Below are 14595 nucleotides of genomic sequence, written 5' to 3'. Positions count from 1 at the left end.
GTTCTGCAACCGATGTGGCGCCCCCATGGAAGGGCGGCGGCAGTGTCCCCGATGCGGGGCGCCGACGGTCCCGCACCCGCCGGCGCAGTCCCTTGTCGACCGGCCCCTTCCCGGCCATTCCCTTCCCGGCCGGTCCTCCGCCGACCACCCCTTCACCGACCGGCCCTTTTCCGAACGGCCCTTCGCCGACCGGCCTTCTCCCGGCGGGCCCGTACCCGGCGGTTCGGCGGGAGGCTCGACAGGGGACTCGGCTGGGGACTCGGCAGAGGGCCTGACAGGAGGCGGGCGGGTCCCGCCGGAGGAGTGGCGGCAGGACCCGGCCGACTGGCAGCAGCACCTCCCCAGGGAGGAGCGGCACCTGCACACGGACGGGCGGGACCGGTCACCGGAACCCGGGGGCCGGTCATTCGAGCCCGGGGGCCGGTCACCCGACCCCGGAGGCCGGTCACCCGACCCCGGAGGCTGGTCACCCGACCCCGGAGAGCGGGCGCCTCGCCGGGGACGGGACGGTGACGACGGGCGGTACGGGCGCAGGCGGCCCCCCGCCGACCGCCGGGTCTGGCCCGTGGTCACGATCGCCGCGCTGGTCACGACGGCGCTGGTGGCGGCGGGCACCGCCTGGTTCGCCCCGCGCGGCGACGGCCCGGTCGCGACGGGCGGCGTGCCGATCGTGGCCACCGGCGCCCGCGCCGAGGCCGAGATGGGCACGCCCGTGGCGGGACGGCCTCCCGGTGGCCCCGAGGACGCCGAGTCGCAGGCCAGGGTCCTGGACGCGCTGCTCGCCGACAGCGGCGGCTCCCGATCCGGCCTCGGCGACGCCCTGGAGGGGCTCCGCTCCTGCGAGGACACCGCGGGCGCGCTCGCCGTGCTCCAGCGGATCACGGACGCCCGGCGTGAGCAGGTGATCCAGGCGAACGCGCTGGGCACCGGCGCGCTCGACGACGGGGACGCGGTCAAGGAACGTCTCACCCAGGCCCTGACCGCCTCCTTCGAGGCCGACGAGGCCTTCCTCGCCTGGGCCGCCCGCCGGAACACCGGTTGCGACCGCGGCCGGATCGAGGACGACGACTACCGGCGCGGCCTGGCCTTCTCCGAGGAGGCGACCACGGCCAAGCGGGGTTTCCTGCGGCTGTGGAACCCCCTCGCCCGCCGGTACGGCCTGCCGGAACGCGACGACCACGAGATCTGACCCCCGGGCGGGGCGCCGGACGTCACGAAGGCCGCCCAGGTAGGTGCGTACCGAGGAACGGCCCCACCCGGGCGGCGCAGCATCGGGGACCTCGCCCGGGGTGGGCGGGGCGGCCGGACCGGGAGGATGTACCGGGCATCGCGACGGGGGCGGCAGACTTGGGGCGTGCCATCCACACTTCCCGACGGGGATCCGGTGCCCGCCTCGGGCGAGCTGCCGCGGAGCGCGCTCGCCGGGCTCGGCGAGCGGCCCTTCGGTTTCTACGTCCACGTGCCCTTCTGCGTGACCCGGTGCGGTTACTGCGACTTCAACACCTACACGGCGTCCGAGCTCGGCCCCGGCGCCTCGCAGAGGGACTACGCGGACACCGCCGTCGAGGAGGTACGGCGGGCACGGGCCATCCTCGGGACCACGCCCCTGCCGGTCGAGACCGTGTTCTTCGGCGGGGGAACCCCCACCCTCCTGCCCGCCGGGGACCTGGTGCGGATCCTGACGGCGATCGAGGAGGAGTTCGGGCTCGCCCCCGGGGCCGAGGTGAGCACCGAGGCCAACCCCGAGTCGGTGGACCCCGCCTACCTGGCCGTGCTGCGCGCCGGTGGGTTCAACCGGATGAGCTTCGGGATGCAGAGCGCCCGCGAGCACGTGCTCCAGGTGCTGGACCGCCGCCACACCCCCGGCCGCGCCGCGCACGCCGTACGGGAGGCCAGACAGGCGGGGTTCGAGCACGTCAACCTCGACCTGATCTACGGCACCCCCGGGGAGAGCGACGACGACTGGCGCGCGTCGCTGGCCGCGGCGATCGAGGCCGGGCCCGACCACGTCTCGGCGTACTCGCTGATCGTCGAGGACGGGACCAGGCTGGCGGCCAGGATCAGGCGCGGCGAGCTCCCGATGCCCGACGACGACGTGGCCGCCGACCGCTACCTGATCGCCGACGCCATGCTGGCCGAGGCCGGGTTCGAGTGGTACGAGGTGTCCAACTGGGCGACCTCCGAGGCGGGACGCTGCCGGCACAACCTGCTCTACTGGACCGGCGGCGACTGGTGGGGGGGTCGGGCCCGGGGCGCACAGCCACGTCGGCGGCACCCGCTGGTGGAACGTCAAGCACCCCGCCGCCTACGCGCGGCGCCTGGCCTCGGGGGACTCCCCGGCGCACGCGCGCGAGGTGCTGGGCCCGCAGGACCGGGCGGTGGAGCGGCTGATGCTGGAGCTGCGGCTCTCCCGCGGGTTCCCGCTCGGCGAGCTGGAACGTCCCCCCGTGGTCGCCCGGGCGCTGGCCGACGGCCTGCTGGAGACCGAGCCGTTCAAGGCGGGACGGGCGGTGCTCACGCTGCGCGGCCGCCTGCTGGCCGACGCGCTGGTCCGCGACCTCACCTGAGACCGTGTCCGTGACGATCCGTGACGGCTCATGACGGCTCACGACGTCCCGTGACGGCCGGTCCCCGGTTCTCGGGCCCCGGGCGATCCGCCCGGGGTCAGCTCACGAACCGGATGGTCATCGGATAGCGGTACCTCTCGCCCCGGCTCGCCGCCACCGTGGCGACGATCGCCATGATCAGCGACCCGATCCAGAGCAGGAACATCAGCACGAACCCGATGAGGACGAACGCCAGGACGCAGCAGACCACGTAGGCGATCAGCACCGTGAGCTGGAAGTTGAGCGCCTCGGCCGCCTGGTCGCGCACGTAGGGCGAGCCGTCCCTCTTGGCCAGGTAGAGCACCAGCGGGCCGATGAAGGAGGTCAGCAGCCCCAGCAGGTGGGCCAGCAGCGCCATGGTGGTGTCGTCGCTGCCCGGCCGCGGCCCGTACGTCCCCGGCGGCGCCTGGTGGCCATAGCCGGGCGGGGCGTACCCGTCGTACGGGTGGCCCGGCCGGTACACGTCACCGGGACCGCCCGGCATGCCCGGAGCGCCGGTGCCGTACGGGGGAGGGGCGGGCTGGTACGGGGAGCCGGCCGGGTGACCGTACCCCTGGCCGTATCCCTGCTCGTACCCCTGTCCTCCGCCGTAACCCTGACCGTACTCCTGGCCGTATCCCGGTCCCTGGTCCTGCCCCGGGGGCCATCCGTACCCGGGTGCCGTCGGCTCGTGGCCACGCCCCGGGCCGGTGCGGTCCCGGTCGTCCGGCCCGTACCCCTGGTGCGGCGCGTCCCGGCCGGGCCCACCGGGTCCACCGGGTCCACCGGGTCCACCGGGCTCAGTGGCCCCACCGGCCGCACCGGGCCATGCCCCGGGGTCGTCCATGCGTCGCGTCCGGTCGTCGCCGGGCCGGTCCTCGGCCTGCTCGTTCATGTCCCCTCCCGGGGGTCGACGGCCTGCTCATCCTCGCCGGGAATCGTCACGAAGTCGATGAGTTCCTCCACCGGCCCCAGCAGGTCGGGTTCCAGGTCGGCGTAGGTCGTGACCGATCCGAGGATGCGGCGCCACGCCTCGCCGGTCTCGACGTTCCAGCCCAGCGCGGCCACGACGCCCTCCTTCCAGGGCACGCCGCGCGGCACCGAGGGCCAGGCGGGGATTCGCAGCACCTGCGGCCTGACCGCCTGCCAGACGTCCACGAAGGGATGCCCGACGACCAGCACGTGCGGTGAGGAGACCTGGGCGGCGATCCGGCTCTCCTTGGAGCCGGGGACCAGGTGGTCGACGAGCACCCCCAGCCGGCGGCCGGGCCCCGGAGCGAACTCCTCGACGATGGAGGGCAGGTGGTCGACCCCCTCCAAATATTCCACGACCACGCCCTCGACCCGCAGGTCGTGCCCCCAGACCTTCTCCACGAGGGCGGCGTCGTGCACGCCCTCGACGTAGATCCGGCTCTCCCGGGCGACCTGGGCCCGTAGCCCCTCCACCGCGATGGACCCCGAGGCGCTCCGCCGCGGGCCGCGCGGCGCGGCGGCCGGCCGCACCAGGGTCACCACCTTGCCCTCCAGCAGGAACGCGGCGGGTTCCAGCGGGAACACCCGCCGGCGCCCGAACCGGTCCTCCAGGGTGACGGCCTCCTTGTCGCAGGCCACCACGGCGCCGCAGAAGCCGCCGTCGGCGTCCTCGACGACCAGGTCGAGCTCGGCGGGGACCTGGGGGATCGTCCCCCGGCGGGGGCGCCGCCAGTCTTGCGCCAGAACGTCACGCTCGTACATCAACGACCGTCCACCCTCTCTCGCCGGGATCACGTGGGACGCTAGCAAAAGCCACCGTCACCTGCCGTACGGTCCCGGTGCCGCCCACTGTCCCGCCGCCGCCGACGCCGCGGCGGACGCCTGGCGCTTGCGGGCGTTGCCCCGCTTCACCAGGACGACGATCGTCACCACGATGGCCAGCAGGATGCCGACGCCGGGCACCGCGAACAGGGCGACCACCCCGCCCACCAGCGCTCCGGTGGCGAACTCCCGGCCCACGCCGAACGTGGTGCCCTCGGCCGGGTCGGCGGCGCAGGTCATCCGGTAGTCGCCCGCCTTGTCCACGCCGATCCGCAGGCCCAGCTCCCAGGAGATGCCGTTCGCCCCGGAGACGGTCGTCCGCCCGGCCGGTTTCTGCAGCCTCGGGGTGCCGGTGCCGCCCGTGAGGGAGCACTCGAACCGGGTGGGGCCGGCGGTGGAGACGTAGAGGGCGGGCTTGTCGGCGGGATCGAGCCTGACCGTCGTCTCCTGGCCGGGGACGAACGACGTCTTGGGGGCGGAGTCGACCGCGCCGGACAGGCCCCCGGCGAACCCTGCGATGCCGACGACGACGCTGAGCGCGGCGACCAGCCAGGCCCCGACGATCCACCCGATGCCGGGCTTGATCTTCCCCGTCTTCCCCGTGGACGGCGGTCCCTGCGGGGTGCCGTACCCGGGAGGCGCGTGACCGTAGGAGGGGTCGCCCTGGTAGGGCTGCTGCCCGCCCGGGTACGACGGGTGACCCTGCCCACCCTGGTGATAGGGCTGCTGACCGGGCTGGCCGTAGGGCTGTTGACCGGGCTGACCCGGCTGACCGGGCTGGCCGTAGGGCTGCTGGCCCGGCTGACCCGGCTGGCCCGGCTGACCGTACGGCTGCTGACCCGGCTGGCCGTACGGCTGCGGGCCCGGCCCGCCCCCGTACCCGGGCTGTCCGTACGGCTGCCCGCCGGGTGGACCATATGGCTGCTGGGGGGCGCCGTGACCGGGGTCACCGGCCGCGCCTCCCGGGAAAGAACCAAAATCTTTGGACATATACGGATTGTGGTGGCTTCGCCTTGGATCGCGATAGCAGTTGACTTAACAACGGCTTGGCGGGACCATCCGCAGCTCTTGCTTATCGCGCCTTTCGCGCCGGGGCCGTACACTTGGCACTCGGGAACACAGAGTGCCAGACCTCGTGTTTCCCTCGGACGCAGGCAGGGAGGTGACCACGTTGGTCGACGACCGGAAGCTCGCGGTGCTACGCGCCATCGTCGAGGACTACGTGTCCACCAACGAGCCGGTGGGTTCCAAGGCGCTGGCGGACCGGCACAACCTGGGGGTCTCACCGGCGACGATCCGTAACGACATGGCCGTGCTGGAGGAACAGGGATACATCGCCCAGCCCCACACCAGCGCCGGCCGGGTGCCCACCGACAAGGGCTACCGGCTCTTCGTCGACCGGCTGTCCCAGGTGAAACCGCTCTCCAGCGCCGAGCGCAAGGCCATCGAGAGCTTCCTGGCCGGGGCCGTGGACATCGACGACGTCGTCATGCGGACGGTGCGGCTGCTCGCCCAGCTGACCCGCCAGGTCGCCGTGGTGCAGTACCCGACGCTGACCAACTCGGCGGTCCGCCACGTCGAGCTGGTGCCGCTGAGCGAGCACCGGCTGATGTTCGTGCTGATCACCAACACCGGCCGGGTCGAGCAGCGGGTGGTCGAGCTGCCCGAGGTCGCCGACGAGCAGCGGGTGGCCCACCTGCGCGCGGTGCTCAACACCTCCCTGGACGGGTGCGGGCTCAGCGGCGTCCCCGACAGGGTCGCCGACCTGCCCGAGCGGCTTTCGCCCGAGGACCGGCCGCTCGCGGCCACGATCCTGTCGGTGCTGCTGGAGTCGCTGGTGGAGAAGCACGATGAGAAGATCGTTTTTGCCGGGGCCGCCAACCTGGCGGGAGCCGACTTCACCGTCGGCCTCCGCGACGTGCTGGAGGCCCTGGAGGAGCAGGTCGTGCTCATGCGGCTGCTCGGTGAGACCTCCGACCTGTCGGCGCTGACCGTGCGGATCGGCTCGGAGAACCCCTATACCGGACTCCAGGGCACGTCCATCGTCGCCGCCGGATACGGTTCTGGGGACAAGCAACTGGCCCGGCTCGGTGTGCTGGGCCCGACGCGTATGGACTACCCGGTCACGATGGGCGCGGTGCGCGCGGTGGCACGCTACGTCAGCCAGATCCTGGCTGCATCCTAAGAGGTCAACGAAAAGTGGCTAAGAGCGACTACTACGGCACCCTCGGGGTGCGCCGTGACGCCAGTGCGGAAGAGATCAAGAAGGCCTATCGCCGCCTGGCGCGAGAGCTGCATCCCGACGTCAATCCCGACCCTGAGACCCAGGAGCGGTTCAAGGAGATCACGCAGGCCTACGAGGTCCTCTCCGACTCCAGCAAGCGCCAGATGTACGACATGGGCGGCGACCCGTTCTCCTCGGGCGGCCCGGGGGCCGGAGGCTTCGGCGCGGGGTTCCCGTTCAGCGACATCATGGACGCCTTCTTCGGCGCCGCCGGTGCCGGAGGCGGCCGGGGGCCCCGGTCGCGCGCCCGTCGCGGGCGTAACGCCACCATCCGGGTCGAGCTGGACCTGCAGGAGTCGGGCTTCGGCACGACCCGCGAGCTGGTCGTCGACACCGCGGTGGTCTGCAAGGTCTGCACCGGCTCCGGTGCCGCCGCCGGGACCCACCCCGACACCTGTGACATGTGTCACGGACGCGGTGAGGTCTCCCAGGTCACCCGGTCCTTCCTCGGCCAGGTCATGACGTCGCGTCCCTGCCCCCAGTGCGGCGGCTTCGGCTCGATCATCCGCAACCCCTGCCAGGAGTGCTCGGGCGACGGCCGGGTCCGTACCCGGCGGACCATCAAGGTCCGCATCCCGGCCGGTGTCGAGGACGGCACCCACATCCAGCTCGCCGGTGAGGGCGAGGTCGGTCCCGGTGGCGGCCCCCCCGGCGACCTGTTCCTGGAGATCGTCGAGCGCCCCCACGACACCTTCGAGCGGCGTGGCGACGACCTGCACTGCACCGTGCAGATCCCGATGGCCGCGGCGGCGCTCGGCACCATCCTGACCATGGAGACGCTGGACGGCGCCGAGGAGCTGGACATCCGTCCCGGCACGCAGTCCGGGCAGACGATCCCGCTCTACGGCCGCGGGGTGCAGCGCCTGAACGAGACCGGCCGCGGTGACCTGCTGATCCACGTCAACGTGGAGACCCCCACCCGCCTGGACGCGGCCCAGGAGGAGCTCCTGAGGGAGCTCGCCAGGCTCCGCGGCGAGGAGCGCCCGCCGGGCAAGTTCGCGCCCGGCCAGCAGAGCTTCTTCTCCCGGCTGCGGGACGCCTTCAACGGCCGCTGACGAGATGACCCGGACAGCGCTCCCAATGCCCTTACCGACCAGGTCGACTCGACGGTCGGCCCCATCGGCCGGGCAGGCCCGGCCCGGCGCGTCATGAGCGTTCCGGTCTTCCTGGCCGAGCGCGCCGACCTGGCCGGGGCGGCCGGGACGGAGTTCGTGCTCGGCGGCCCCGAGGGACGCCACGCGGCGGCCGTACGGCGGCTGCGGGCCGGGGAACGGCTCGACCTGACCGACGGTGCGGGCCTCGTCGCCGAATGCGTGGTGGTCGAGGCCGGCAAGGACTCGCTCCGGGTCGAGGTGCTGCGCCGCCACGACCTGCCGGCGCCCTCCCCGCGGCTGGTCGTGGTCCAGGGGCTGCCCAAGGGCGACAGGGGCGAGCTGGCCGTGGAGATGATGACGGAGGCCGGGGTCGACGTGATCGTCCCCTGGGCCGCCGCCAGGTGCGTCACCCAGTGGAAGGGCGAGCGCGCGGCCAAGGCGCTGGCCCGCTGGCGCTCCACCGCCCGCGAGGCGGGCAAGCAGTCCCGCCGCTTCCACCTGCCGGAGGTGACGGAGCTCGCGACCACCGCGAAGGTCGCCGGCCTGCTCTCGGCCGCGGCGCTGGGCGTCGTCCTGCACGAGGAGGCGGCCCTCGCGCTGTCCGGCCTCGCGCTCCCCGCGGGCGGCGACATCGTCGTGGTGGTCGGCCCGGAGGGCGGGATCTCCCCGGAGGAGATCACCGCGTTCCGGGAGGCCGGGGCGTCACCGGTGCTGCTCGGCCCGACGGTGCTGCGCACCTCGACGGCCGGGGTCGTCGCGGCGGCGGTGCTCCAGGCCCGCAGCGGCCGCTGGTGACCCGGGACGCCGCCCCGCGACGAACGCCGGGCGACACCCGCCGACGACACCGGTCCGCCGATGACACCGGCCGGCCGGTGAAAGCGACCGGACGACGGCCGGACGACGATCGGGACCGGCCCGGTGACGGCTAGGTGCCGGTCGGGGTCGGGACGGGGGTGGCCGGCTCGGTCGGCGTCGGGGGCGACACCTCGTTGCCCGGCGAGCAGTCCTCCGCCGAGCAGGGGCTCTGCGTGGGCGTCGGCGTGGCCGTCGCCGAGGCGTCCTCGCACCACTCGGGGGGCTCGGCGCCCTCTCCGCCCTCGATGGGCTCGCCGTCCAGCGGGGTGGGGCAGGGGGGCGTCGGCGTGGGCCGGGGCTTCGCCGTCGTCGAGGTCGGCCTGGCGGACGGCCTAGGGCTCGCGGTGGCGCTCCTGGAGGACGTGGGCTCCGGCGCGGGCGGGGTCGCCGACCGGGAGACGATCGGGAGCGGGGCCGGGTTCGAGGCGGCCGGTGTCGAGGGGGCCGGGGGACGCGAGGTGGCCGACCCGTCGGGCGGGGTCGACTCGGTGAAGTTGACCTGCCCGGCGTCCACCGAGGGGATCACCCGCTCGCGGAGCTCGGGCACCACCATGACGACGGTGGACGCGACGAGGACGGCGCCCGCGACGGAGACCCCGGCGCGCCACCACATCAGCCCGCGGATCCCGCGCCGTTCGATGCGGGTGCGGATGATCTCCAGCCCGTCCGGGGAGGGAACGACCGAGTTCGCCTCCGCGTTGAGCGCACGGCGAAGGAGCTCGCCGTACTCATCCGGGGAGTCGGTCATGACAGTTGCTCCAGTGAGGTTCGTAGGGCGGCCATGCCGCGAGCCGTGTGGCTCTTGACCGCGCCCTTGCTGATGCCCATCGCGTGGGCGATCTGAGCCTCGGACAGATCTCCGTAGTAACGCAGGACCAGGGCCTCCCGCTGGCGTGCGGGCAGCCCGCGCAGCGCCTCGATGACGGCGGATCGTTCGAACTCGCCGATCGCGCCGTTCTCGGCGCTCGGCGCGTCGGGCATGCCCTTGGGCGCGTACTTCTCGACGACCGCCCGGTGCCGAAGCACCGAACGTGATCGGTTCACGACCGACTGTCGCAGGTAGGCCAGTGCCTTGTCGGTGTCGCGCAGGCGACGCCAGGCGCCATGGATGGCGACGAACGCGTCCTGCACGACCTCCTCCGCGGTTGCCATGTCGCGGACGAGCAGGACGGCAAGCCGGACAAGAGACCGGTAGTGCGCGCTGTAGAGCGCGGTAACGGCCATGTCGGCATCCCATCCGACGGGCACCGCCCCGAGCGACCTGTCGGCCACGAGGGTCTCGGTGGTCACATCAGTGGGACGCTTGGCCTTCCCAGAGGGTTTACGCTCTTCCGGTTCATTAGGGGGCATGACCCAGTCGTGTCCTCGCCAGGCGGCCATATGGTGCTGCGCGCAAAGGGCTGTCGTGGTTGAAGTTTTGCACATCCACCATATCCGGGTGGATCTTTGTTTGCCGACCGGAACCATCACCGATTCGCAACGTCCTCGGCGGTAAGGTGCCTGCATGGTGAGCGAAGCCGACTGCCTGTTCTGCCGGATCGTGGCCGGGGAGATCCCCGCGAAGATCGTCCACGAGACCGACCGCACCGTGGCCTTCCGTGACGTCGACCCCCAGGCGCCGACCCACGTGCTGGTGATCCCCAGGGACCACCACCCGACCGTCGCGGCCCTGGCCGCCGCCGGGGGCGGCCTGGCCGAGGAGGTCCTCGCCGCCGCGCACGAGGTCGCCCGGCTGGAGGGCGTCGCCGAGACGGGCTACCGGCTGGTGTTCAACACCGGTCCCGAGGCCGGTCAGACCGTCTTCCACGTGCACGGACACGTGATCGGCGGGCGCGGGCTGAACTGGCCGCCCGGCTGAAAACCGATAGGCGCGATCGTCGCGATGGCGGATACCATGGCGGTGAAGTTCCGCGCCTATATCTGGAGGCGAACAGGCCGTAAGGCCCGCTCATGTCCGAGACAAACGATTCCAGCAGAACGCCGTCCAAGTCCAGGGGCTCCGGCCGCACCCAGGCGAAGGTGGTGATTCCGGACGATCAGTCGATGGTCAGCCTGCTGGGCTCGCGCGACGAGCTGTTGCGCGTCATCGAGGGCGCCTTCCGCGCCGACGTCCACGTCCGGGGCAACGAGATCACGATCACCGGAAGCCCCGAGGAGAGCAGCACCGTGGTGCGGCTCTTCGAGGAGATGTCCGAGCTCGTCCGGGGAGGCGCGCAGCTGACGGCGGACGCGGTCGAGCGCAGCATCGCCATGCTGCGGATGACCTCCGACCGTCCCGCCGAGGTGCTCTCGCTGGACATCATCTCCTCGCGGGGCCGGACCATCCGCCCGAAGACCGTGAACCAGAAGCGCTACGTCGACGCGATCGACAAGTACACCATCGTCTTCGGGATCGGCCCGGCGGGCACCGGCAAGACCTACCTCGCCATGGCGAAGGCCGTGAGGGCCCTCCAGGAGAAGAAGGTCAACCGGATCATCCTCACCCGCCCGGCGGTGGAGGCGGGCGAGCGGCTGGGCTTCCTGCCCGGCACGCTCTACGAGAAGATCGACCCCTACCTCCGGCCGCTGTACGACGCGCTGCACGACATGCTCGACCCCGACTCGATCCCCCGGCTGATGGCCGCGGGCACGATCGAGGTCGCGCCCCTGGCCTACATGCGCGGCCGTACGCTCAACGACGCCTACATCATCCTGGACGAGGCGCAGAACACCTCGCCGGAGCAGATGAAGATGTTCCTGACCCGGCTCGGCTTCAACTCGAAGATCGTCGTCACCGGTGACGTCACCCAGGTCGACCTTCCCGGGGGCACGCAGAGCGGCCTGCGGGTCGTCCAGGACATCCTCGACGGCGTCCAGGACATCCACTTCTCCCGTCTGACCAGCGCCGACGTGGTGCGGCACAAGCTGGTGGGCGACATCGTGGACGCCTACGGGCGCTACGACGAGGCGCAGCGCCAGAGCGCGCCGCAGATCAAGGGAATGGCCGGCAAGCAGCGTCCCCGGGAGAGGACATGAGGGCGTTCGCGCCCGTCCCCGGGGGGCACGGCGGCCGGGGAGCGGGAGACGGCCGATGAGCGTCGAGGTCAACAACGAGTCCGGCGTCGAGATCGACGAGGGCGGCGTCGTCTCGCTGGCCGGGTACGTGCTGGAGCGGATGGGCATCAACCCGCTGGCCGAGCTGTCGATCCTGGTGGTCGACGAGGAGGCCATGTCCGTGCTGCACGAGCAGTGGATGGGCGAGCCGGGGCCCACGGACGTGCTCGCCTTCCCGATGGACGAGCTGCGTCCCGGTCCGGGCGCGGGCGCCCGGCAGGAGGGCGACGCGCCCACCGACCCGGCGCTCCTGGGCGACGTGGTGCTCTGCCCGCAGGTGGCCGCCAAGCAGGCGGCCGAGGCCGGTCACGGTACCGAGGCCGAGCTGGAGCTGCTGTGCACGCACGGCATCCTGCACCTGCTCGGCTACGACCACGCCGAGCCCGAGGAGCACAAGGAGATGTTCTCCCTGCAGGGAGAGCTTCTTGAGTCATGGCGGGAGGTGCGCACCCAGCGGTGAACCTCGCCAACGGGTGGTTGTTCTCGGCGATCCTGCTCGTCGTGGTCGGCGGGCTGATCGCCAGCGCGGAGACGGCCCTGACCCGCATCTCACGGGTCCGCGCGGAGGAGTTCGTCCGCGAGGGGCGGCGGGGCGCGGTGCGCCTGCAGGCCATCGTCGCCGACCCGCCGCGCTACCTGAACCTGCTGCTGCTGCTCCGGCTGAGCTGCGAGCTGATCGCCACGGTGATCGCCACGCTGCTCTTCATCGACTGGCTCGGCGACCAGGGCTGGGCCTACACGGCGGCCGCGGCCGTCATGATCGTCGTCAGTTACGTGATCGTCGGGGTCTCGCCCCGCACGCTGGGCCGCCAGCACGCCGAGCCGATCGCACTCGCCAGCGCGCCCCTGGTGTACGGGCTGACCCGGATCTTCGGTCCCCTGCCCAAGCTGCTGATCCTGCTCGGCAACGCGGTGACGCCCGGCAAGGGCTTCCGCGAGGGGCCCTTCACCTCCGAGGCCGAGCTGCGCGACCTGGTCGACCTGGCCGAGGAGCGCAGGGTCATCGAGCCCGACGAGCGGGAGATGATCCACTCGGTCTTCGAGCTCGGGGACACCCTGGTCCGCGAGGTCATGGTGCCCCGTACCGACATGGTGTTCATCGAGCGCGGCAAGACGCTGAACCAGGCGCTCTCGCTGGCCCTGCGCAGCGGTTTCTCCCGCATCCCGGTGGTCGGCGAGAACGAGGACGACGTCATCGGCATCGCCTACCTCAAGGACATCGCGCGCCGGGTGCAGGACACCGGCGACGAGGGCCGCGCCGAACCGGTGGAGTCGCTGATGCGCCCGGCCACCTACGTGCCGGAGAGCAAGCCGATCGACCAGTTGCTGCGCGAGATGCAGGCGCGGCAGATCCACCAGGCCATCGTCATCGACGAGTACGGCGGCACGGCCGGTCTGGTCACCATCGAGGACATCCTGGAGGAGATCGTCGGGGAGATCGCCGACGAGTACGACCAGGAGGCCCCCCGGGTCGAGCCGCTGGAGGACGGGGCGGTCCGGGTGACCTCCAGGCTCCCGGTCGGCGACCTGGAGGACCTGTTCGGCATCGAACTGGAGATCGACGACGTCGAGACCGTCGGCGGCCTGCTGGCGCACGCGCTGGGCAGGGTGCCGATCGCCGGTTCCCATGCCGTGGTCGGGGGGCTCAGCCTGACGGCCGAGAGCCTGGCCGGACGGCGTAACCGGATCGGCACGGTCCTGGTGACCAGGTTCGTGCCCGCGGAGGACGAGGCGGTCCCGGCACCTGCCGACCAGTGACGGGCAGCGCCGGCCGCGCTCTCAAGTCACCGACAACCGTTCTGCAAGTCGCGCGCGGGATGCTTCTCACACGGCACCCGGTCGCGCGGGAGTCGGCGGGGGACGTCCCGGCGCCCGGAGGGGTTCGCGGCGTCGAGGACGGCCCCGGGGGAGAAGAGTCGCGCAGTGCTCCGAGGCTGCTCTGCGCGGCTCGCTTGAGGGTGTTCTCGACCGTGAAATACGGTTGAGGACACCCTTAGGCGTTTCCTAAGGATTGCCGCTTTTGCCGACGGGGAAGGAAGCCAGTCGGCGGGGACGGAGACGCTCCGCACATGACATTCGGGGGAACGGTCATGACGCGGGGGATGCGCATCGTGGTTTTCGCGGTCCTGTACGGGCTCGTCGGCGGGGTGACGGCCGGCTGCGCCGGGTCACAGGAGGGCGCCGTGGACGGCACCGCGGAGCTGAGGCGGCTGCGGGCGCTGCTCGACGAGGCCAGGGACCTGCCGGAGGGGTTCTCGACCCGCCCGCGGGACGGCTGGCAGGCCCCGTTCCGGCCGCTCGACGAGGACTGCCGCCTCGTCCTCGACGCCGCCGCGGGAAGGCCGCCGGAACGGGCGCTCGGGGCGCGGGCGGCCGTGGCCTACCAGGGGGACGGGCTCGGGGAGCTGGCCGGGTTCGCCCTGGCCTCCTACGGGGGCGACGACGCCGCGAGCCACTTCGACGCGCTCACCGACGCGCTGTCCGACTGCCCGGTGGCGCGCGCCCGGATGGCGGGCAGGAGCACTGCCCTGCGCGTCTCCGGCCTGGACCTGGAGGGGATCGACGGCGAGATCCAGGCCAGGAGGCTGAGCGGCAGGCTGAACGGTTACCCGTACGAGATCCACCTGGTCTTCGCGGTCAGCGGCCGCACGCTGGTCTCCCTGGTGCACGCCGGGGTCCGGGACGTCGACGCCGCGCGCACCCGCGAGCTGGCCGGCCTGCTGGTCGACGAGGTCGCCGCCTGAACCCGATGGTCGCGGGGGCCTCGGGCGTGGGTTCCCGACGGGGACGCGGCGGGGCCGGGTCGGGGTGATCCCGGCGGACGTGACAGGGCCGCCGGGGCAGGGGCGATCCCGGTGAACGGGGGTGGGGACGGGGGCGGGGGCGGTCC

General features: G+C 72.6%; 14 protein-coding genes and 1 pseudogene. 10 read left to right on the top strand and 5 right to left on the bottom strand.

Annotated features, from left to right (window positions below; translation table 11 throughout):
- The first annotated feature begins 565 nt into the window (after positions 1–565).
- Positions 566–1189 (top strand): hypothetical protein, encoded by a 624-nt coding sequence (locus tag ABD832_RS35760; RefSeq protein WP_344904917.1) that lies wholly within the window; start codon positions 566–568, stop codon positions 1187–1189.
- A 165-nt stretch (positions 1190–1354) separates the two neighbouring features.
- Positions 1355–2567 (top strand): annotated as a pseudogene (gene hemW / locus ABD832_RS35755) (radical SAM family heme chaperone HemW).
- A 97-nt stretch (positions 2568–2664) separates the two neighbouring features.
- On the opposite strand, the gene ABD832_RS35750 reads toward hemW, so the two are convergent.
- From ABD832_RS35750 to ABD832_RS35740, 3 genes are read right to left on the bottom strand one after another with little or no spacing between them, the layout of a single operon-like run.
- The gene (locus ABD832_RS35750) at positions 2665–3480 is read right to left on the bottom strand and encodes a DUF4870 domain-containing protein (protein ID WP_344904914.1); all 816 of its coding nucleotides are present in this window, start codon (positions 3478–3480) and stop codon (positions 2665–2667) included.
- Positions 3477–4319, bottom strand: coding sequence for a DUF3097 domain-containing protein (locus tag ABD832_RS35745; RefSeq protein WP_344904911.1), 843 nt, complete (start codon positions 4317–4319; stop codon positions 3477–3479). The genes ABD832_RS35750 and ABD832_RS35745 overlap by 4 nt, the downstream gene beginning before the upstream one ends.
- Before the next feature lie 57 nt (positions 4320–4376).
- Positions 4377–5369 carry a hypothetical protein gene (locus ABD832_RS35740; protein ID WP_344904908.1) on the bottom strand — a complete coding sequence of 331 codons (993 nt, stop codon included), beginning with the start codon at positions 5367–5369 and terminating at the stop codon, positions 4377–4379.
- 181 nt (positions 5370–5550) lie between these two features.
- On the opposite strand from ABD832_RS35740, the gene hrcA reads away from it, so the two are divergent.
- The 3 genes from hrcA to ABD832_RS35725 all read left to right on the top strand — a co-directional run bounded on the left by hrcA (position 5551) and on the right by ABD832_RS35725 (position 8552).
- On the top strand, positions 5551–6564 hold the full coding sequence (gene hrcA / locus ABD832_RS35735) for a heat-inducible transcriptional repressor HrcA (RefSeq protein ID WP_344905420.1): 1014 nt from the start codon (positions 5551–5553) through the stop codon (positions 6562–6564).
- A 14-nt stretch (positions 6565–6578) separates the two neighbouring features.
- A complete protein-coding gene (gene dnaJ, locus ABD832_RS35730) occupies positions 6579–7718 on the top strand; it encodes a molecular chaperone DnaJ (protein ID WP_344904905.1) in 1140 nt (379 codons plus the stop codon).
- A gap of 93 nt (positions 7719–7811) precedes the next feature.
- Positions 7812–8552 carry a 16S rRNA (uracil(1498)-N(3))-methyltransferase gene (locus ABD832_RS35725; RefSeq protein WP_344904902.1) on the top strand — a complete coding sequence of 247 codons (741 nt, stop codon included), beginning with the start codon at positions 7812–7814 and terminating at the stop codon, positions 8550–8552.
- A 130-nt stretch (positions 8553–8682) separates the two neighbouring features.
- On the opposite strand, the gene ABD832_RS35720 is transcribed toward ABD832_RS35725, so the two are convergent.
- Together ABD832_RS35720 and ABD832_RS35715 are read right to left on the bottom strand one after the other, a co-directional pair.
- Positions 8683–9360 carry a hypothetical protein gene (locus ABD832_RS35720; RefSeq protein WP_344904899.1) on the bottom strand — a complete coding sequence of 226 codons (678 nt, stop codon included), beginning with the start codon at positions 9358–9360 and terminating at the stop codon, positions 8683–8685.
- Positions 9357–9836, bottom strand: a complete 480-nt coding sequence (locus ABD832_RS35715; RefSeq protein WP_043655278.1) for a SigE family RNA polymerase sigma factor — start codon at positions 9834–9836, stop codon at positions 9357–9359. Before ABD832_RS35715 ends, ABD832_RS35720 begins: the two co-directional genes overlap by 4 nt.
- Before the next feature lie 283 nt (positions 9837–10119).
- Between ABD832_RS35715 and ABD832_RS35710 the strand changes: the two genes are divergently transcribed.
- From ABD832_RS35710 to ABD832_RS35690, 5 genes are all read left to right on the top strand, one after another.
- Positions 10120–10470 (top strand): histidine triad nucleotide-binding protein, encoded by a 351-nt coding sequence (locus tag ABD832_RS35710; RefSeq protein WP_344905417.1) that lies wholly within the window; start codon positions 10120–10122, stop codon positions 10468–10470.
- A gap of 92 nt (positions 10471–10562) precedes the next feature.
- Complete coding sequence (locus ABD832_RS35705) at positions 10563–11627, top strand: PhoH family protein (RefSeq protein ID WP_344904896.1); 1065 nt, start codon at positions 10563–10565, stop codon at positions 11625–11627.
- A gap of 55 nt (positions 11628–11682) precedes the next feature.
- The gene (gene ybeY / locus ABD832_RS35700; protein ID WP_344904893.1) at positions 11683–12165 is read left to right on the top strand and encodes an rRNA maturation RNase YbeY; all 483 of its coding nucleotides are present in this window, start codon (positions 11683–11685) and stop codon (positions 12163–12165) included.
- The gene (locus ABD832_RS35695) at positions 12162–13463 is read left to right on the top strand and encodes a hemolysin family protein (RefSeq protein ID WP_344904890.1); all 1302 of its coding nucleotides are present in this window, start codon (positions 12162–12164) and stop codon (positions 13461–13463) included. The genes ybeY and ABD832_RS35695 overlap by 4 nt, the downstream gene beginning before the upstream one ends.
- A gap of 344 nt (positions 13464–13807) precedes the next feature.
- Complete coding sequence (locus tag ABD832_RS35690; protein WP_344904887.1) at positions 13808–14449, top strand: hypothetical protein; 642 nt, start codon at positions 13808–13810, stop codon at positions 14447–14449.
- Positions 14450–14595 lie beyond the last annotated feature (146 nt).

Origin of the sequence: Streptosporangium longisporum, assembly GCF_039534895.1 — a bacterium.
In the GTDB taxonomy this organism is placed as follows: domain Bacteria; phylum Actinomycetota; class Actinomycetes; order Streptosporangiales; family Streptosporangiaceae; genus Streptosporangium; species Streptosporangium longisporum.
The sequence above is the reverse complement of the archived record's forward strand: the minus strand, read 5'-3'. Positions and strand labels throughout refer to the sequence as shown.